This is a genomic window from Sphingomonas sp. CV7422, from assembly GCF_027945725.1.
In the GTDB taxonomy this organism is placed as follows: Bacteria; Pseudomonadota; Alphaproteobacteria; order Sphingomonadales; family Sphingomonadaceae; genus Sphingomonas; species Sphingomonas kyungheensis.
The window spans coordinates 331,017-349,167 of record NZ_CP115900.1; the positions used below are offsets into that span (position 1 = coordinate 331,017).

The window sequence follows — 18,151 nt, forward strand, 5'->3', positions numbered from 1 at the left end:
CTTTTCCATCACCCCGCCCGCAGCACCAGCGCCCCGTCGCCCTCGTCTACCCGCACGGTCATGCCGTCCTTGACCTCGCCGCGCAGGATCATCTCGGCGAGCGGGTCCTGCAGGTAGCGCTGTACCGCGCGTTTGAGGGGGCGGGCGCCGTAGACCGGGTCGTAGCCGACCCGTCCCAGCCAGGTGCGTGCCGCGTCGGTGAGGTCGAGCGTCACCTTGCGGTCGGCGAGCAGCTTGCCGACGCGGGCGACCTGGATGTCGACGATCGGTGCCATATGGCTCTGCCCCAGCCGGTGGAACAGGATCACCTCGTCGAGCCGGTTGAGGAATTCGGGGCGGAAATGCGCGCGCACCACCTCCATCACCTGCGGCTCGACGCTCTCGACATCCTGCCCGTCCTCGACCGCGGCGAGATAATGCGAGCCGAGGTTGGAGGTGAGGATGATCAGCGTGTTGCTGAAATCCACCGTCCGCCCCTGGCCGTCGGTCAGCCGCCCGTCGTCGAGTACCTGGAGCAGCACGTTGAACACGTCGCCATGCGCCTTCTCGACCTCGTCGAACAGCACGACCTGATAGGGCCGGCGCCGCACCGCCTCGGTCAGCACGCCGCCTTCCTCATAGCCGACATAGCCCGGCGGTGCGCCGATCAGCCGGGCGACCGCATGCTTCTCCATGAATTCGCTCATGTCGATCCGCAACATCGCCGACGGGTCGTCGAACAGGAATTCGGCGAGCGCCTTGGTCAGCTCGGTCTTGCCGACGCCGGTCGGGCCGAGGAACAGGAAGCTGCCGAGCGGCCGGTTCGGGTCCTGCAAACCGGCGCGCGCGCGCCGCACCGCGGTGGAGACCGCGCGCACCGCCTGCGCCTGGCCGATCACGCGCTGGCCGATCACCTCTTCCATGCGGAGCAATTTGTCGCGCTCGCCCTGCAGCATCCGGTCGACCGGAATACCGGTCCAGCGGCTGACCACGCCAGCGATATCGTCGGCGGTGACCTCCTCGCGCAGCATCGCGCCCTGCGTCGCGCCCTGCGCCTCGGCAAGCTGCTTCTCTAGCGTCGGGATGCGTCCGTAGGCGAGCTCGCCCGCCTTGGCGAGGTCGCCCTGGCGCTGCGCCTGCTCGAGTTCGAGCCGCGCGGCGTCGAGCTGCTCCTTGAGCCTTGCCTCGCCGGCAATCTTGTCCTTCTCCGCCTGCCAGCGGCGGGTCAGCTCGCCGGACTGCTCCTCGAGATTGGCGAGTTCCTCCTCCAGCGCGGCATATCGCTCGCGCGACGCCTCGTCGGTCTCGCGGCGCAGCCCCTCCCGCTCGATCTTGAGGCGCAGGATGCGGCGGTCGAGCGCCTCGATCTCCTCGGGCTTGCTCTCCACCTCCATGCGGATGCGGCTGGCGGCCTCGTCCATCAGGTCGATCGCCTTGTCGGGAAGGAAACGGTCGGTGATGTAGCGGTTGGACAGCGTCGCCGCGGCGACCAGCGCGCCGTCGGTGATCCGCACGCCATGGTGCAGCTCGTATTTCTCCTTGAGCCCGCGCAGGATGCTGATCGTATCCTCGACCGTCGGCTCGCCGACGAAGACGGGCTGGAACCGCCGCTGGAGCGCCGGGTCCTTCTCGACATATTTGCGATATTCGTCGAGCGTCGTCGCGCCGACGCAGTGCAGCTCGCCACGCGCCAGCGCGGGCTTGAGCAGATTGCCCGCATCCATCGCGCCTTCGGATTTGCCCGCGCCGATCAATTGATGCATCTCGTCGATGAACAGGACGATCTGCCCCTCGGCCTGCTTGACCTCGTCGATCACGCCCTTGAGGCGCTCCTCGAACTCGCCGCGATATTTGGCGCCGGCGATCAGCGCGCCCATGTCGAGCGCCATCAGCGTCTTGTCCTTGAGGCCGTCGGGCACGTCGCCATTGGCGATGCGCAGCGCCAGCCCCTCGACGATCGCGGTCTTGCCGACGCCGGGCTCGCCGATCAGCACCGGATTGTTCTTGGTGCGGCGGGCGAGCACCTGGATCGTGCGGCGGATCTCCTCGTCCCGGCCGATCACGGGATCGAGCTTGCCGTCGCGCGCCGCCTGGGTCAGGTCGCGGGCGAACTTCTTGAGCGCGTCGTAGCGATCCTCGGCACCGGCGGTATCGGCGGTGCGGCCGCCGCGCAGCTGGTTGATCGCGCCGTTGAGCGCATCGGCGGTGACCCCCGCAGCGGCGAGCGCCCGGCCCGCGGCGGTGGTCGTCGCCAGCGTCAGCGCGAGCAGCAGCCGCTCGACGGTGACGAAGCTGTCGCCTGCCTTCTGCGCGATCTGCTCGGCCTGGTCGAGCACGCGTACCGTGTCATTGTCGAGGCCCGGCGTCGTCTGCGCCCCCGATCCCGACACCGCCGGGATTTTGGCGAGCGCCGCATCGATCTCGCTGGTGGCGCGGCGCGCGTCGCCGCCCGCTGCGGTGATCAGGCCTGCCGCCATGCCCTGCTCGTCCTCGAGCAAGGCCTTGGCGATATGTTCGGGCGCGATCCGCTGGTGGTTCATGCGGATCGCAACTGTCTGCGCCGATTGGAGAAATCCTTTGGCGCGGTCTGTAAATCGTTCGAGGTTCATACCATCCCCTTCCATCTCTGCACCGCGATGTAGTGTTGCTTTTGTGCAACACAAGGGTATCGCGGCGGTCAGTCGGCACAAAACGACCAGACGCGAAAAAGCGCGGCACGTCGCTTGCCAGTGTTCGCCGCCCGTCTATGCTCGACCCCAACACACAAAGTGACCGACTGGGGGATTCTATTCTGATGACGAAGCTTATCGCACTTGCCGGCGTCGCGTCGATCGCATGGCTCGCGCCGCTCCAGGCGCAGACGCCCGCCGCAGCCGCACCCGCGATCAAGGCCGCGCCGGTCGCCGCGCTCGTCCGCTCGGTCGATATCCCGTATCAGCAGTTCACGCTCGCCAACGGGTTGCGCGTCGTCGTCCATACCGATCGCAAGGCGCCGGTCGTCGCAGTCAGCGTCTGGTATGACGTCGGCTCGAAGCACGAGCCCAAGGGCTCGACCGGCTTCGCGCATCTGTTCGAGCATCTGATGTTCAACGGGTCGGAGAATGCGCCCGGCGATTTCTTCGCGCCGCTCAAGCAGGTCGGCGCGACCGACTTCAACGGCACGACCTATTACGATCGCACCAACTATTTCGAGACGGTGCCGACCGCGGCGCTGGAGCGGGCGCTGTTCCTCGAATCGGACCGGATGGGCTATCTGACCGGTGCGATCACCCAGGGCGTGCTCGACGAGCAGCGCGGCGTCGTCCAGAACGAGAAGCGGCAGGGCGACAACCGTCCCTATGGCCTCGAAGGCTATGCGGTGACGGAAAATTTGTTCCCGGCGACGCACCCCTATGGCCATGACACGATCGGTTCGATGGCCGATCTCGACGCGGCCAGCCTCGACACGGTGAAAAATTGGTTCCGCAGCCATTACGGCCCCAACAATGCGGTGCTGGTGCTCGCCGGCGACATCGATGCCGCCACCGCGCGGCCGCTGGTCGAGAAATATTTCGGGGGGATCAAGGCCGGGCCGAAGAGCGTGCTGCCTGCCGCGCCGGTCGTCACGCTGCCGGCGGCGAAGACGGTGACGCTCAAGGATCGCGTCGCCGCGACGATGATTACGCGCAACTGGGTGGTGCCCGGGCTCAACGACAAGGATGCCGCGCCGCTCGAGGTCGCGGCCGGCGTGCTCGGCGGCATGGCCTCATCGCGCCTGACCAATGTGCTGATCCGGCAGGAGAAGCTGTTCACCTCCGTGGCGGCGGACAACAGTGCCTTCGCGCAGGTCGGCACCTTCTCGATCGAGGGGCTGGTGCGGCCGGGCGTCGATCCGGCGATGGCGGCGCAGCGGCTCGACGCGGTGGTCGCCGACTTCCTGCGCACCGGGCCGACGCAGGACGAGGTGTCGCGCTTCGTCACCACCCGCGTCGCCGGCCGCATCCGCGGGCTCGAGGCGGTCGGCGGCTTCGGCGGCAAGGCGGTCGCGCTCGCCGAGGGGGCGCTCTATTCGAACGATCCGGGCTTCTACAAGAAGCAGCTAGCCGATCTCGCCAGGCAGACGCCGGCGAGCGTCAAGGCGGCGGCGGACAAGTGGCTGAGCCGTCCGGTGCTCGCGGTCAACGTCGTTCCCGGCGCGCGCGATGCCTATGCCGAGGCGAAGGTGCCGCCAAAGGTCGATGTCGCCGCCGCGCTCGAACAGCCCGCCAAGGGCACGCGCGGGGCGATCCCGCCGGTCGGCGCGACGCCGGAGCTCGCCTTCCCCAAGGTCGCGCGCAGCCGCCTGTCGAACGGCATCGAACTGGTCTACGCGCAGCGCACCGCGGTGCCGGTGACCCAGGCGGTGCTGAGCTTCGATGCCGGCTATGCCGCCGACGTCGACGGCAAGCTCGGCACGCAGCTCGTCGCGCTCAACATGCTTGACGAGGGCACGGAGCATTATGACGTCAACGCGCTCGCCGAAGCGCGCGAACGGCTCGGCATGCAGCTGTCCGCCGGCGCCGGCAACGACCGCAGCACCGTTTCGATGGGCGTGCCGAGCGCCAACCTCGGCCCGGCGCTCGACCTGTTCGCCGAAGTCGCGCGGCGGCCGGCCTATCGCGACGCCGATGTCGCGCGCTTCAAGGCGCAGCAGGTCGCGCAGATCCAGCAGGAGCTGACCAACCCCGGTTCGCTCGCGCAGCGGATGTCGACGCGCATCCTTGCCGCCGGCACGCCTTATGCCAAGGCGCAGGGCAGCGGTGACCCGGTCGCGGTGGCGAGCCTCACCCCCGCCGACCTGCGCCGCTTCCAGCAGGCGTGGCTGCGTCCCGACAAGGCGAAGATCTTCGTCGTCTCCGACCGTCCGCTCGCCGAGGTGCAGGCGGCGCTCGAAGCCCGCTTCGGCGACTGGACCGGAACCGGACCGGCCGGCAGCAAGACGTTCGGCGGCACCGTCGCGGCGCTCAAGCCCGGCATCGTCCTAGTCGATCGCCCGGACAGCCCGCAGTCGATCCTCGTCGGCGGCCAGCGTACCGGGCTCAAGGGCACCGACGACCTGCTCGTGCTCAACACGGTCAACGACGCGCTCGGCGGCAGCTTCCTCAGCCGGCTCAACATGGATCTGCGCGAGGAGAAGCATTGGTCCTATGGCGCCGGCGGCCGCTTCCAGCCGTCCGAATTCGCCGCGCCCTATCTGCTCCAGGCCGGCGTGCAGGCGGACAAGACCGGCCCGGCGCTCGCCTCGGCCCGCGACGACGTCGCGCAGTTCGTCACCAGCAAGCCGATGAGCGAGGCCGAATTCGATCTCGCGATCAAGGGCGCGACGCTGCAGCTGCCGGGGCAGTTCGAAACGTCGCAGGCGGTGCTCGGCGCGATGCAGGCGAACGACCTGTTCAAGCGGCCCGACGATTATTACGCGACGGTGGCGACCCGCTATCGCGCGATGACGCTGCCGCAGCTGCGCGCCGCCGCGGCGCAGACGATCGATCCCGCCAAGCTGACCTGGATCGTCGTCGGCGATGCCGCCAAGGTCAAGCCGCAGCTTGACAGTCTCGGCCTGCCGGTCGAGGTCGTCCCGGCACGTGCCGTCGCCGGCGTCCCCGCCGGCACCACCACCGCGGCGCGATGAGGAGAGAATAATGGCTGAGGTCGATGGCAGCTGGGATTGCACCGTTAAGTCGCCGCTGGGCGACCAGAACCTGACGCTGACCGTGACCAGCGACGGCGCCGGCTTCACCGGCACCGCCTCGGGCGCGATGGGATCGAGCGATGTCTCGGGCGAGGTCGACGGCAACACCCTCCGCTGGAAGCAGCAGATGACCGTGCCGATGCCGATGACGCTCGACTGCGAGGCGACTGCCGAGGGCGACACGCTGACCGGCACGGTGGGTGCGGGCGCGTTCGGCAGCTTCCCGCTGTCGGGCAAGCGCAGCGCCTGAGTCGACGGGCGGGCGGCGCGAATCCGCGCGCTTGCTTTGCCGGCAATAATCGCGACACATTACGGCCCGCCTTCCACCCGGAGGCGGGCCGTTTCGTGCCGAGGTTGCCGCTTATGATCCGTTCGCTGTTCGCCGCCTGCGCCCTGTCCGCACTCGCCACCGCCGCCGTGGCCGGCGCGCAGAGTTACGACGAGCGCCCCGCCAAGCTGGCGCCGCGCGACACCCATTACGAATACGTCCGCCGCGCGGTCGACATCCCGATGCGCGACGGCGTCAAGCTCCACACCGTCATCGTCATCCGCAAGGGCACGCGCGATGCGGGGATCCTGCTCACCCGCACCCCCTATGACGCCGACGAGCAGACCAAGGCGGACAGCGGCACCTTCGCCGGCATCCTGGCGCATGGCGACGGCCCGTGGGACGTGATCGCCGCCGACGGCTATATCCGCGTCATCCAAGACGTACGCGGCATGCACGGCAGCCAGGGCATCACGCTGATGAACCCGACGCCGGCGGGATCGCCCAACAATCCGACCAAGACCGACGATTCGACCGACACGTACGACACGATCGCCTGGCTGGTGAAGAACGTGCCGGAGAGCAACGGCCGGGTCGGGATCAGCGGCATCAGCTATGACGGGTTCCTGCCGCTGATGGCGCTGATCAACCCGCATCCGGCGCTCAAGGTGTCGGTGCCGATGAACCCGATGGTCGACGGCTGGCGCGGCGACGACTGGTTCCACAATGGCGCGTTCCGCCAGATCGGCCTGTCCTATATGCTCGGCCAGCAGGGTACGCGCGATGCCAGCACGCCTTGGGTGACCGACACCGCCGACGATTACGACTATTGGCTGCGCAACGTCTCGGCGGGGGCGGTCGCCAAGGCGCAGGGGGTCGACCAGGCATCGGGCTTCTATCGCAAGGTCGCCGCGCATCCCGCCTATGACACCTATTGGTCGAGCGCGGCGATGGACAAGATCCTCGCCGCGCAGCCGCTCAAGGTGCCGACGATGCTGGTCGCCGGGCTGTGGGACCAGGAGGATATCTACGGCGCGCCCGCGGTCTATCGCGCGCTCGAGCCCAAGGACACGCGGAACGACATGGTCTTCCTGACGCTCGGTCCCTGGTATCATGGCCAGGAGATCGGCGACGGCAGCAACCTCGGCGCGATCAAATGGGATCAGGACACCGCCAAATGGTGGCGCTGGCATGTGCTGCGGCCGTTCCTCGCGCATTATCTGAAGAGCGACCAGCCGGCGATGGACGTCGCGCCGGTCACCGCCTTCCGCACCGGCACCAACGAATGGCAGCGGATGCAGGCGTGGACGCAGCCGACCCCGACGCCGCTCTACCTCAAGCCCGGCGGAGCGCTCGGCTTCGACGCGGCGGCCGGCGCGGCGCAGACGGTCGATTACATCAGCGATCCGGCGCATCCGGTGTCGTATCGCGTCCGCCCGACCAAGCCGATGTATGCCGAAGGCTCGACGTGGAAGAACTGGTTGGTCGACGATCAGCGCGGCGTCTCCGGGCGGCCCGATGTCGTCACCTTCACCACCGACGTGCTGACCCAGCCGGTGACGATCGCCGGCACGCCCGAGGTGCATCTGACCGCCGCGACCAGCGGCACGGACAGCGACTGGGTGGTCAAGCTGGTCGACGTCTATCCCGAAGAGATGCCCAAGCATGAGGAGATGGCCGGCTATCAGCTCGCCGTCGCGATGGACATCTTCCGCGGTCGCTATCGCGAGGACCTTGCCGTCGCCAAGCCGATCGCCGCGAACACGCCGCTGCCCTATCGCTTCGCTTTGCCCGAGACCAATCACGTCTTCCTGCCCGGGCATCGCATCATGGTGCAGGTGCAGTCGAGCTGGTTCCCGCTCTACGACCGCAATCCGCAGACCTTCGTCCCCAACATCTTCTTTGCGCAGCCGAAGGACTATGTGACGGCGACGCAGAAGATCACCGTCAGCGGGCCGGACGCGAGCTATATCGCGCTGCCGGTGGTTAAATGACGGCGGGCCGGTGAGCCATCGCCATGCCCCTGACCGCAGCGCGCTGGCGCTGGCGATCGGGGTGCATGGCGCGCTGGTCCTGCTCTGGCTGATGACGGCGCGGCCCCCGCCCGGCGTGCCGCCGCGGCCGGAGGCGGCGCTGACGCTGTTCGACGTCGCGCCACCACCACCACCGCCTCCGCCGCCCCCGGTCCGCCCGCCGCCGCCGCCGCCGCCGCCGCCGCCGCCGCCGCCGCCGCCGCCGCCGGTACGTGCCGCGCCGCCGCCCCGTGCCGCGCCCGCGGGCGGATCACCACCGGCAGCAGCGCCGGCGCCGCGGGTCGATACGACGCCGGACGTGCTCGCCCCGACGATGCCGCCGCCGCCGAGCCTCGTCTCCCCCTTCGGCAGTGATTCGGCGGTCGCGCAGCTCGCCGGCAGCGGGACGGCGGGCACGGGCGCCGGTGAGGGGAGCGGCGTCGGCCTGGGGGCAGGGAGCGGCGCCGGCGGCGACGGCAAGGCGCATTATGCCAAGGCGTCGTGGATCTATCGGCCGACCGATGCCGAGCTGCGCCGGTTCTGGCCTGCCGAGGCGGTGCGGCGGCATATCTCGGGGCGGGTGATCCTCGCCTGCGCGGTGCCGCGCTCGGGCCGGCCGGAGCGGTGCGCCGTGCTGATCGAAACCCCCGTCGACATGGGGTTCGGCGCCGCGGCGCTGGCGATGCAGCCGCTGTTCCGGATCCGGCCGGTGCTGCGCAACGGCAAGGTCGTCGCGCTGCCGATCCTCGTTCCCGTCGCCTTCGATACGCCGCCGCTGCGCAAGCGATAGCGGTGAGCGGTCAGCGCGTGACGCGGGTGATATGCCCCATCTTGCGACCCGGTCGCGGCGCGCCCTTGCCGTAGAGGTGGACGTGCGCCCCCGCCTCGGCGAGCGCCGGTTGCCAGGGATCGTCGCCGATGAGATTGTCGAGCCGCACCTGCGTCCCGGTCAGCGCGGTGCTGCCGAGCGGCAGGCCGCAGATCGCGCGGATATGGTTCTCGAACTGCGAGGTCTCGGCGCCCTCGATCGTCCAATGGCCCGAATTGTGGACGCGTGGCGCCATTTCGTTGAATACCGGCCCGTCGGCGGTGGCGAAGAATTCGCAGGCGAGCACGCCGACATAGTCGAGCTCGGCGGCGATGCGGCAGGCGAGCGCGGTCGCCGCTTCGGCCTGATCGCGGATCGCCGCCGGCGCGGGGACGGTCGAGCTGCGCAGGATCGCCTCGTGATGGACGTTGTGCGGCGGCGCATAGCGGACGGTCGCGCCATCGGTCCCGCGCGCGATGAGGATCGAGAATTCGTGGCTGAAGGTGACGAATCCTTCGAGCACCGCCGGCCCGCCGATCGCCGCCCAGGCCGATGCGGCGTCTTCGCGGCGGGCGATCACCGCCTGGCCCTTGCCGTCATAGCCGAAGCGCGTCGTCTTGAGGATCGCCGGGCAGCCGATGCGGGCGATCGCGGCGTCGAGATCGGCCTCGCTCGCTACCGCCGCCCAGGGCGCCGGGCGGCCGCCGACCGTCTCGACGAAGCGCTTCTCGGCGATGCGATCCTGCGCGACGCGCAGGCCGGCGGGGGCGGGGTGGACGGCGACCCGCGCCGCCAGCCACTCGACCGGCGCGACGTCGATATTCTCGAACTCATAAGTGACGACGTCGCAGGCGGCGGCGAAGGCGGCGAGCGCGTCGCGGTCGTCATACTCGGCGCGGGTGAGCTGCGAGGCGGTCTGCGCGGCGACGCTCTCGTCGTCGGGGGCGAGGATGTGCGTGGCATAGCCGAGCTGGGCCGCGGCGACGGCGAGCATCCGCCCGAGCTGGCCGCCGCCGAGGATGCCGATCGTGCTGCCGGGGGCGAGCATCAGGCCGGCTCGTCCGCGACCGCCTCGGTCTGCCGCTGCCGCCAGGCCTGCAAGCGTTGCGACAGCGCTTCGTCCTGCGTCGCGAGGATCGCGGCGGCGAGCAGCCCGGCGTTGACCGCGCCCGCCTTGCCGATCGCCAGCGTGCCGACCGGGATGCCGGCGGGCATCTGGACGATCGACAACAGGCTGTCCTGGCCGGACAGCGCCTTGCTCTGCACCGGCACGCCGAGCACCGGCAGATGCGTCATCGCCGCCGCCATGCCGGGCAGATGCGCCGCGCCGCCCGCGCCGGCGATCACCACCTTGAGTCCGCGGCCCGCCGCGCCCTTGGCATAGTCATAGAGCCGGTCCGGGGTGCGATGCGCCGAGACGACCTTGGTCTCGTGCGGCACGTCGAGTTCGGCGAGCACCGCCGCCGTATGCCGCATCGTGTCCCAATCGGACGTCGAACCCATGATGATGCCGACCAAAGTCATCCTCGGCGGTTAGCCGCAGCCGACGGGGAGGGCAACGGTCCGCATCCCGGCCTTGCCTGTATTTTGGGCAACATGGACAAGATGGACACCTTGATCGAAACGATCCGGGCCGATCGTTTCGAATTCGGTGACGATCGGAGCCACGATGAGACAGAGCGGGGTGGGTATAGCGTCGGCGGGACGTGTAGGACAGGGGCTCTGCGTTGGCTTTGGCTCCACTGCCGGGAGCGCGTCGTCATCCCGGACTAGGTCCGGAATCCACCGTGCCGCGATCTTAGTGGCGTCCGCTCCTGCGGAACCGTGGATGCCGGGGCGAGGTGGGTATGACGTCGATTACGGGAGGAGCGGACCACCCCGGCGAGGCCGGGGTCTTGGGCAACCGGCGTGGCCGCTCACGGGGCTTGACCCAACTGGACCCCGGCCTTCGCCGGGGTGGTAAGGTGGCGGCGGTGCGCCGCAGAACACGTACGGGGTAGCGGCGCGTTTTTCAGGCGACGCCGAGACTAACTCAGTATTCCCGCGCAGGCGGGAATCCCGTGGCCAAGCAGAACAACGGATTGTGGTGGAAGAAATACTGGGCTCCCGCTTTCGCGGGAGCACTCTACCCTCTCAGAACGGGTGGACCGGGCGATAGTCCCGACTATCGCCTCTGCCTCGCCGGCTTACCGTTCGTTCAGATAGTAACGATCCGTTGCCTGGAGCGCGTCGTCGAGTTCGTAGACGATCGGCTGGCCGGTCGGAATTTCCAGCCCGGTGATCGCATCGTCCGGAATGTTCGACAGATGCTTAACCAGAGCGCGCAGCGAATTGCCGTGCGCGGAGATCAGCACGCGCTGGCCGTCGCGCAGCGCCGGGGCGATCCGCTCCTCGAAATAGGGCAGGACGCGCGCGATCGTGTCCTTGAGGCTCTCGGTGGCGGGGATGGCGATGCCGGCGTAGCGACGGTCGGCGGACAGATCATAGGCGCTGCCCGGCTCGAGCGGCGGCGGCGGCACGTCGAAGCTGCGGCGCCAGATATGCACCTGTTCGTCGCCGTGCTTGGCCGCGGTCTCCGCCTTGTCGAGGCCGGTGAGCCCGCCGTAATGGCGCTCGTTGAGCCGCCAGTCCTTCTCGGTCGGCAGCCACAGCCGCCCCATCGCCTCGAGCGCGAGGTTGAGCGTCTTGATCGCGCGCGTCTGCAGCGAGGTGAAGGTCATGTCGAAGTCGAGGCCCTTGGCGGCCATCAGCTCGCCGGCGGCGCGCGCCTCGGCGGCGCCTTTCTCGGTGACGTCGACGTCCCACCAGCCGGTGAAGCGGTTTTCGAGGTTCCAGCTGGACTGGCCGTGGCGGATCAGGACGAGGCGCGGCATCGAAAGGCTCCCTTTACGCTTTAAGGCTCGGCCCGAAGGTCGAGGGCGAAGAATTGGTTGTGCGGGCTGGGGCGATAGTCGGCGAACGGCCCGGTGTCGATGAAGCCGGCGCTGCGATACAGCGCGACCGCCGGCGCATGCAGCGCGGCGGTGCCGGTTTCGAGGCTGAGCCGGTGATAGCCGCGGCGGCGCGCCTCGGCGACGACATGGCCAAGCAGCGCGCGGCCGACGCCGGTGCCGCGCATCGCCGAGGTGGCGCGCATCGACTTGACCTCGCCGTGGCACGGATCGAGCTGTTTCAGCGCGACGAAGCCGGCGAGCGTGCCGTCGCGCCACGCGGTCCAGAAGGTCACGTCGGGCCTGGACAGGCCGCCGGCGTCGAGCGCGAAGGCGAAATCCGCCATATGCCCGCGCAATTCGGCGAGATGGTGGGCGAGCAGCGCCGCGACGTGCGGCGCGGCGGGATCGTCCCGGCGGATCTCCATCAGATCGTGTCGATCATCTCGGCAAGCACCTCCAGGCACGCGACGCCGAGCCGGCGCGAGCGTTCGGGCGACCAGCCGAATTCGGCGTCGGGATTGGGATCATGGTCCTTGAACGGCATCTCCAGCGTCACCGACACCGCGCCGAAGCGGTGCGCGAGCTGGTTGGTCGACATCGACAGATTGGCGTTGCCGGCACTCGACTTCTCATAGCCCTTCTCGGTCTGGAAATCGGGGGTGTGCGCGGCGAGGCGGTGGCCGAAATCGTAGAATTTGGCGCCATGGTCCTCGGTCCAGTTCGGTATCCCCTCGAAGCCGGCGATGAAATTGGCCGGGATCGCCTCGTCGCCATGGACGTCGATCGCGAAGGCGACGCCGGTCGCGTCCATCGCATCGCGGACGCAGAGCACTTCGGGGCTGCGATCGGGCGTCGGCGCGTGCCATTCGCGGTTGAGATTGACCCCCGCCGCATTGGTGCGCAGATGACCGCGGCGCGTGCCGTCGGGATTCATATTGGGGACGACGTGCACCGTCGCCTTGGCGAGCAGCGGCGCGGCGGCCGGGCTGGTCAGCCAGTCGAGCGCGCCCTCCATCCAATATTCGGTCATCGATTCGCCGGGGTGCTGGCGCGCATAGAGCCAGACCGGCTTGGGCCCGTCGCCGATGCGCAGATAGTCGATGCTCTGCCCGTCGAGCGAAGTGCCGAGTTCGCGATGCGTCACCCCCGGCCGCGCGGCGATGCGCGCGACGAGATCGTGGTGCATCTCCATCGTGAACGGCGCGAAATAGGCGAACCAGGCGAGGTCGCCCGCGGCGTCGTAATCGAACGACAGCACGCCATCGTCATAGCGCGTCTCGATCATCCGCCATGCGCGGCGATCGGTGCTGACCCGTGCCTGATAGCCGGGCCAGCCGAACGGATAGGCCGACTGGCCGGCGTTGACGATGCGGAAGCGCAGCCGCCGTCCGCCCGCGCCGGCGACGCGGAAGTAGAACCACTGGAAGAAATCGGACCGGTGATCGCGGACGATCTCGAGATCGACCTGATCGCCGTCGATTCCGACGACACGGATGTTGCCGCCGTCGAAGGCGGCGTTGATGCTGAGGGTCATGGGACTGCCTGATGGAGGATGTTTGTTACGGGACGTCGCGGTCCTCACCCTTCGCCGCCTTCGGCGTCTTTTCCCGATACTCCCGATGGGAGAGGGAGGGGCGTCGCCGCGGAAGGGTGAGGGTCAAGGATTACCTCACCGAGATCGTCCGCCCCGATTCGCCGGGGAAGCCGGTGAACAGCGCGCGGGCGAGGCGGCCGGCCTGCTGGTCGGCGCCCTTGATGTCGCTGACCCCCTGCGCCTTGCCCTCCCAGACCGGCGACTGGTCGGCGCGGCGCTTGATCGTCACCGCCAGCTCGGCGACGAGCAATTCGGTCGGCCGGCTGCGGCCGATCGGGAAGCCGATGCCGCCGCCCAGCCCGACGCCGCCGCCGCGCCGCCCGCCGCTGAAGCCGCCGCCGCCGAGGCCGATGCTGACCGGCGACTGGCGCGGCGGGCCTTCGCGGCTGGTGCGGGTGAAGGCGACCGAGGCGACATAGTCCGGCGTCGCGCCCTGCGGCGGCAGCGTATAGCCGACCTTGAGCAATTCGGCCTCGACCGCGGCTGCATAGGTCTTGAACTCGAGGCTCGCCGGGCTGCCGCCCGACAGCGGCTCGACCGCGACCGTGCCGCGCGCGATCGGCGCGCCGAGATGATAGCGGATCACGTCCGTCGGCGGCAGCGACGCGGTGGTCGCGCAACCGGCAAGAGCCGCGGCGGCGACGCCGAGCGCGAGGAACGGACGGAGGATCATGGCGGGGGACCTTTGCGATACGTTGCGTCTGGGAAACGCTCTAACGCCGCCTGCGTTGCTTGACTATTGCAGCCTCCACGCTTAGGCGCTCGCGCTTTCACCGACACCGTCAATCTCGAAAAGAAGCGAATCGATCATGAAGATCCGCAATAGCCTGAAGTCGCTCAAGGACCGTCATCGCGACAACCGCGTGATCCGTCGTCGCGGCCGTACCTACGTCATTAACAAGACCAACCGTCGCTTCAAGGCGCGCCAGGGCTAAGCCTTTGGGCGTGCCCACGGCCGATGTCGCTGCCGCCGTTCCGACGGCGGTGATCTTCGATGTCGGCCGGGTCCTGTACGACTGGGATCCCCGGATCCTCTACCGGCACCTGATCGACGACGATCGGGCGCTCGATGCATTCCTGCGCGACGTCGTCACGCACGATTGGCATTTCCAGCATGATGCCGGACGCGACTTCGCCGATACCTCGGCGGAGCTCGTCGCGCTGCATCCGCAGCATGCCGAGCTGATCGCCGCCTGGGGACCGCGCTTCCTGGAGAGTATCGGCGATCCCATTCCCGGCATGCCGGCGCTGGTCGACGCACTCGACGCGGCGGGCGTGCCGCTGTTCGCGATCACCAATTTCAGCCACGAATTCTGGCCGCCGTTCCGCGCGCGCGAGGCGGCGATGTTCGATCGCTTCCGCGACATCGTCGTCTCGGGGGTCGAGAAGATGGTCAAGCCCGACCCGGCGATCTACCGGCTGGCGCTCGACCGGTTCGGGCTGGAGGCGGCGCGGACGGTGTTCATCGACGACAATGCCGCCAATATCGCCGGCGCACGCAGCGTCGGGCTGATCGCGCTGCACTTCACCGACGCACCGACGCTGCGGGCGGAGCTGGCGGCGCTGGGGCTGGTCGCGGCGTAGGCCTGCGGATCGGGTCGGGGGGCCGAGGCGGTCGGCCGAGGCTGCCGTTGCTGTTGCTCGCTTCTCCGGTCATTCCCCGCTTTATCGTCATCCCCGCGCAGGCGGGAATCCCGAGACGCTGACGGTGCGGCTCGAGCGAAGACCCGCGCGTCTGGATCCCCGCCTGTGCGAGACCTCTGCGAACGTTTTGAAACCGCCCCGGCGCAAGCCGGGGCCCAGTTGGGAGGCCTTTGTAACTGATTGTAAAGCTTCACCAAACTGGACTCCGGCCGGCGCCGGGGTGGTACGTGAGCAGGTCAGGTTGCTACTGTCGCAGAGGCCTCGCCTGCGCGGGGATGACACCGTTAGCGGATGACAACGTTAGGGGGTGACGGGGCAGGGGAAGACGGAGCTGGCGCGCGGCATGGCTGGGCCGGGATAGGACGTTCGCCCGCCGCCCTCATCCCATTCGCCGCTAGCCTCCTGAAAAAGCCACTGTATGGTGCGGCGACGTCGCCGGGGGGCGGCGTGTGTTTCCCCGCGGGATCTTCCATGCACCGTATCCTGATCGGCGTCGCCGGCATCCTCGTCATTCTCGCCATTGCCGTTGCGCTGTCCGCCGATCGCCGGGCGATCCGGTTGCGCGTCGTCGGCGCCGCCTTCGCGTTGCAGGCGCTGATCGCCACCGTCGTGCTCTATTGGGGGCCGGGGCGGCAGGCGCTCGCCGGCGCGTCGGCGGGGGTCGCGGCGCTGCTCGGCTATTCGCAGCGCGGCACCGAATTCCTGTTCGGCAAGCTCGCCGCGCCCGAGATCGGCGGGCAGAGCTTCGCGATCGCGGCGCTGCCCGTCATCATCTTCTTCGCCAGCCTCGTCTCGATCCTCTATTATCTCGGCGTGATGCAGGTGGTGGTGCGCTGGGTCGGCGGCGCGATCGAGACGGTGATCGGCACCTCCAAGGTCGAATCCCTGTGCGCGGCGGCGAACATCTTCGTCGGCCAGAGCGAATCGCCGCTGGTGATCCGCCCCTATCTCGCCGGCCTCACCCCGCCGCAGGTGTTCACGGTGATGACCAGCGGCATGGCGGGCGTCGCGGGGACGATCCTCGCGGCCTATGCCTCGATGGGCATCCGCATCGAATATCTGCTCGCGGCGAGCTTCATGGCGGCGCCGGGCGGGATCCTGATGGCGAAGATCATCATGCCCGACCGTCGCCTTCCGCCCGAGGGCGAGCTGCCGCTCGGCGACCAGCCCGGCGCGCCGCGCGACGTCCGCCTCGCCGAGGCGCGGATCAGCGGCGCCGGCCCCGCCGCGCTGCTGCCCGAAGGCACGCCCGGCGAGCCGCTGCCCGAGGCGACGCATGACGAGGAAAAGCCCGCCAATCTCATCATGGCGGCGGCACAGGGCGCGCAGACCGGCGTGCGGCTGGCGGTGGCGGTCGGCGCGATGGTGCTCGCCTTCGTCGCGCTGGTCGCGCTCGCCAACGGGCTGCTCGGCGCGCTCGGTGGTCTCGTCGGGCTGCCGGGGCTGAGCTTCCAGGCGCTGCTTGGCTATGTCTTCCAGCCGGTGATGCTGCTGCTCAACGTGCCGTGGAACGAGGCGGGGATCGCCGGCGGGCTGTTCGGCGAGAAGATCGTGCTCAACGAATTCGTCGCCTATATCGATCTCGGCAAACAGGCCGGGCAGCTCAGCGCACGGACGATCGCGGTGGTGACCTTCGCCTTGTGCGGCTTCGCCAATTTCTCGTCGATCGCGATCCAGATGGCGGTGACCGGCAGCCTCGCCCCCAATCAGCGGCCGACGATCGCGCGTCTGGGCCTGCGCGCGCTGGCGGCGGGCAGCCTCGCCAATCTGATGAGCGCGGCGCTCGCCGGGCTGCTGATCGGCTGAGCCGGGCAGGATGACCGGCCTCCGCCGTACGCTCGGACCGGGCCAGCTCGCGATGATCGCGATCGGCGGCGCGGTCGGCACCGGGCTGTTCCTCGGCAGCGGCCTCGCGATCGGACTCGCCGGGCCGGCGGTGCTGGTCAGCTATGCGATCGGCGGGCTGGTGACGCTGGCGCTGATGGGCTGCCTTGCCGAGATGACGGTGGCGGACCCGGCGACGGGGTCGTTCGGGCTGTTCGCCGAACGCTATCTCGGCCGCTTCGCCGGCTTCCTCGTCCGCTATGCCTATGCCGCGGCGGTGATCCTGGCGATCGGCACCGAGGTGACCGCGGTGGCGATCTACATGCGCTACTGGGCGCCGGGCGTGCCGGGATTGTGGTGGATCGCCGGCTTTTCGCTGGCGCTGCTCGGCGTCAACCTCGCCAGCGTGCGGCTGTTCGGTGCGGTCGAATATGTCTTCTCGGCGATCAAGATCGCGGCGATCCTGGTCTTCGTCGCGATCGGCCTGTGGATGATCGCGGCGCGCGGCGTCGGCTTCAGCCACTATACCGATGCCGGCGGCTTCGCGCCGCACGGGCTGGGCGGGATCTGGACCGCGGTGATCGTCGCGATCTTCAGCTATATCAGCATCGAGATGATCGCGGTCGCGGCGGGCGAGGCGCGCGATCCCGAACGCGCGATCGTCCGCGCTTTCCGCTCGACGATGCTGCGGCTGGCGCTCTTCTATCTCGGCAGCCTCGCGGTGATGCTGGCGATCGTGCCGTGGCGCGAGGCGGGGACGGCGACGAGCCCGTTCGTCACGGTGATGCAGGCGACCGGCGTGCCCTATGCCGCGGGCGTGCTCAACGCGGTGGTGCTGATCGCGGCGCTGTCGGCGATGAACAGCCAGCTCTATGCCGCGTCGCGGATGCTGTTCAGCCTCGCCGAGAGCGGCCTTGCGCCCGCAGGCCTGGCGCGCGTCGACCGGCGCGGGGTGCCGGCGGCGGCGCTGCTGGTATCGGCGGGCGGCATCGGGGTGGCGGGCGGCGTCTATGCCTGGCGGCCGGAGGCGGCGTTCGGGGTGATGATCGCGGTGTCGATTTTCGGCGCGCTGTTCACCTGGGGGATGATCTTCGTCACGCATCTCGCCTTCCGGCGGCGGCACGGGGCTCCGGCGGCGTTCCGGCTGTGGGGCTATCCGTGGACGAGCATTGCCGGCGCTGTGGCGATCCTGGCGATCCTGCTGACGACGCCGTTCACCGCGCCGTTCGCGCTGACGCTGGTATATGGCCTGCCGTTTCTTGGCGTGCTGGCGGGGGTGTATGCGGTGTGGTTCCGCGGTGCGGTGTCTCGCTGACGTTCCCCCCCATTCGTCATCCCGGCGCAAGCCGGGATCCATGGACGCGCGACGCTGATGATGCGCG

At 69.2% G+C, this 18,151-nt stretch carries 15 protein-coding genes; 8 read left to right on the forward strand and 7 right to left on the reverse strand.

Translation table 11 applies throughout. The features are described from left to right. Nucleotides 1-8 precede the first annotated feature (8 nt). A complete protein-coding gene (clpB, locus tag PBN85_RS01640) occupies nt 9-2,588 on the reverse strand; it encodes an ATP-dependent chaperone ClpB (protein WP_271299939.1) in 2,580 nt (859 codons plus the stop codon). A gap of 185 nt (nt 2,589-2,773) precedes the next feature. On the opposite strand from clpB, the gene PBN85_RS01645 reads away from it, so the two are divergent. From PBN85_RS01645 to PBN85_RS01660, 4 genes are all read left to right on the forward strand, one after another. Continuing rightward, nucleotides 2,774-5,626 (forward strand): M16 family metallopeptidase, encoded by a 2,853-nt coding sequence (locus PBN85_RS01645; protein ID WP_271299940.1) that lies wholly within the window; start codon nt 2,774-2,776, stop codon nt 5,624-5,626. Nucleotides 5,627-5,636: 10 nt separating this feature from the next. Beyond that, nucleotides 5,637-5,936, forward strand: coding sequence for a hypothetical protein (locus PBN85_RS01650; RefSeq protein WP_037531706.1), 300 nt, complete (start codon nt 5,637-5,639; stop codon nt 5,934-5,936). Nucleotides 5,937-6,049: 113 nt separating this feature from the next. Then, a complete protein-coding gene (locus tag PBN85_RS01655; RefSeq protein WP_271299941.1) occupies nt 6,050-7,948 on the forward strand; it encodes a CocE/NonD family hydrolase in 1,899 nt (632 codons plus the stop codon). A 10-nt stretch (nt 7,949-7,958) separates the two neighbouring features. Further along, nucleotides 7,959-8,756: a TonB family protein gene (locus tag PBN85_RS01660; protein ID WP_271299942.1), complete on the forward strand. Its 798-nt coding sequence runs from the start codon at nt 7,959-7,961 to the stop codon at nt 8,754-8,756. A gap of 10 nt (nt 8,757-8,766) precedes the next feature. On the opposite strand, the gene PBN85_RS01665 is transcribed toward PBN85_RS01660, so the two are convergent. The 6 genes from PBN85_RS01665 to PBN85_RS01690 form a co-directional block, all read right to left on the reverse strand. Beyond that, a complete protein-coding gene (locus tag PBN85_RS01665; protein WP_271299943.1) occupies nt 8,767-9,822 on the reverse strand; it encodes a 5-(carboxyamino)imidazole ribonucleotide synthase in 1,056 nt (351 codons plus the stop codon). Beyond that, a complete protein-coding gene (gene purE / locus PBN85_RS01670; protein WP_271299944.1) occupies nt 9,822-10,298 on the reverse strand; it encodes a 5-(carboxyamino)imidazole ribonucleotide mutase in 477 nt (158 codons plus the stop codon). Before purE ends, PBN85_RS01665 begins: the two co-directional genes overlap by 1 nt. A 662-nt stretch (nt 10,299-10,960) precedes the next feature. Then, on the reverse strand, nt 10,961-11,647 hold the full coding sequence (gene gpmA, locus PBN85_RS01675; protein WP_037535099.1) for a 2,3-diphosphoglycerate-dependent phosphoglycerate mutase: 687 nt from the start codon (nt 11,645-11,647) through the stop codon (nt 10,961-10,963). Nucleotides 11,648-11,667: 20 nt separating this feature from the next. Next, complete coding sequence (locus PBN85_RS01680) at nt 11,668-12,132, reverse strand: GNAT family N-acetyltransferase (protein ID WP_271299945.1); 465 nt, start codon at nt 12,130-12,132, stop codon at nt 11,668-11,670. Beyond that, nucleotides 12,132-13,241, reverse strand: a complete 1,110-nt coding sequence (locus PBN85_RS01685) for a M14 family metallopeptidase (RefSeq protein ID WP_271299946.1) — start codon at nt 13,239-13,241, stop codon at nt 12,132-12,134. The genes PBN85_RS01680 and PBN85_RS01685 overlap by 1 nt, the downstream gene beginning before the upstream one ends. 130 nt (nt 13,242-13,371) lie before the next feature. Further along, nucleotides 13,372-13,974, reverse strand: coding sequence for a DUF4136 domain-containing protein (locus tag PBN85_RS01690; RefSeq protein ID WP_037535102.1), 603 nt, complete (start codon nt 13,972-13,974; stop codon nt 13,372-13,374). A 136-nt stretch (nt 13,975-14,110) separates the two neighbouring features. Here PBN85_RS01690 and ykgO point away from each other — a divergent pair, with 136 nt between their 5' ends. From ykgO to PBN85_RS01710, 4 genes are all read left to right on the forward strand, one after another. After that, a complete protein-coding gene (gene ykgO, locus PBN85_RS01695; protein ID WP_003046794.1) occupies nt 14,111-14,236 on the forward strand; it encodes a type B 50S ribosomal protein L36 in 126 nt (41 codons plus the stop codon). A gap of 10 nt (nt 14,237-14,246) precedes the next feature. After that, nucleotides 14,247-14,885, forward strand: a complete 639-nt coding sequence (locus tag PBN85_RS01700) for an HAD family hydrolase (RefSeq protein ID WP_333781836.1) — start codon at nt 14,247-14,249, stop codon at nt 14,883-14,885. 531 nt (nt 14,886-15,416) lie between these two features. Further along, nucleotides 15,417-16,751, forward strand: coding sequence for a NupC/NupG family nucleoside CNT transporter (locus tag PBN85_RS01705; protein ID WP_037535104.1), 1,335 nt, complete (start codon nt 15,417-15,419; stop codon nt 16,749-16,751). Between the two features lie 10 nt (nt 16,752-16,761). Further along, nucleotides 16,762-18,084 carry an amino acid permease gene (locus PBN85_RS01710; RefSeq protein WP_081793102.1) on the forward strand — a complete coding sequence of 441 codons (1,323 nt, stop codon included), beginning with the start codon at nt 16,762-16,764 and terminating at the stop codon, nt 18,082-18,084. The last annotated feature ends 67 nt before the right edge of the window (nt 18,085-18,151 follow it).

Excerpts from the sequence above, each read along its gene's own strand:
- clpB (WP_271299939.1), bottom strand. The coding sequence starts at position 2,588 with ATGAACCTCGAACGATTTACAGACCGCGCCAAAGGATTTCTCCAATCG.
- PBN85_RS01645 (WP_271299940.1), top strand. The coding sequence starts at position 2,774 with ATGACGAAGCTTATCGCACTTGCCGGCGTCGCGTCGATCGCATGGCTC.
- PBN85_RS01650 (WP_037531706.1), top strand. The coding sequence starts at position 5,637 with ATGGCTGAGGTCGATGGCAGCTGGGATTGCACCGTTAAGTCGCCGCTG.
- PBN85_RS01655 (WP_271299941.1), top strand. The coding sequence starts at position 6,050 with ATGATCCGTTCGCTGTTCGCCGCCTGCGCCCTGTCCGCACTCGCCACC.
- PBN85_RS01665 (WP_271299943.1), bottom strand. The coding sequence starts at position 9,822 with ATGCTCGCCCCCGGCAGCACGATCGGCATCCTCGGCGGCGGCCAGCTC.
- purE (WP_271299944.1), bottom strand. The coding sequence starts at position 10,298 with ATGACTTTGGTCGGCATCATCATGGGTTCGACGTCCGATTGGGACACG.
- gpmA (WP_037535099.1), bottom strand. The coding sequence starts at position 11,647 with ATGCCGCGCCTCGTCCTGATCCGCCACGGCCAGTCCAGCTGGAACCTC.
- PBN85_RS01680 (WP_271299945.1), bottom strand. The coding sequence starts at position 12,132 with ATGGAGATCCGCCGGGACGATCCCGCCGCGCCGCACGTCGCGGCGCTG.
- PBN85_RS01685 (WP_271299946.1), bottom strand. The coding sequence starts at position 13,241 with ATGACCCTCAGCATCAACGCCGCCTTCGACGGCGGCAACATCCGTGTC.
- PBN85_RS01690 (WP_037535102.1), bottom strand. The coding sequence starts at position 13,974 with ATGATCCTCCGTCCGTTCCTCGCGCTCGGCGTCGCCGCCGCGGCTCTT.
- ykgO (WP_003046794.1), top strand. The coding sequence starts at position 14,111 with ATGAAGATCCGCAATAGCCTGAAGTCGCTCAAGGACCGTCATCGCGAC.
- PBN85_RS01705 (WP_037535104.1), top strand. The coding sequence starts at position 15,417 with ATGCACCGTATCCTGATCGGCGTCGCCGGCATCCTCGTCATTCTCGCC.
- PBN85_RS01710 (WP_081793102.1), top strand. The coding sequence starts at position 16,762 with ATGACCGGCCTCCGCCGTACGCTCGGACCGGGCCAGCTCGCGATGATC.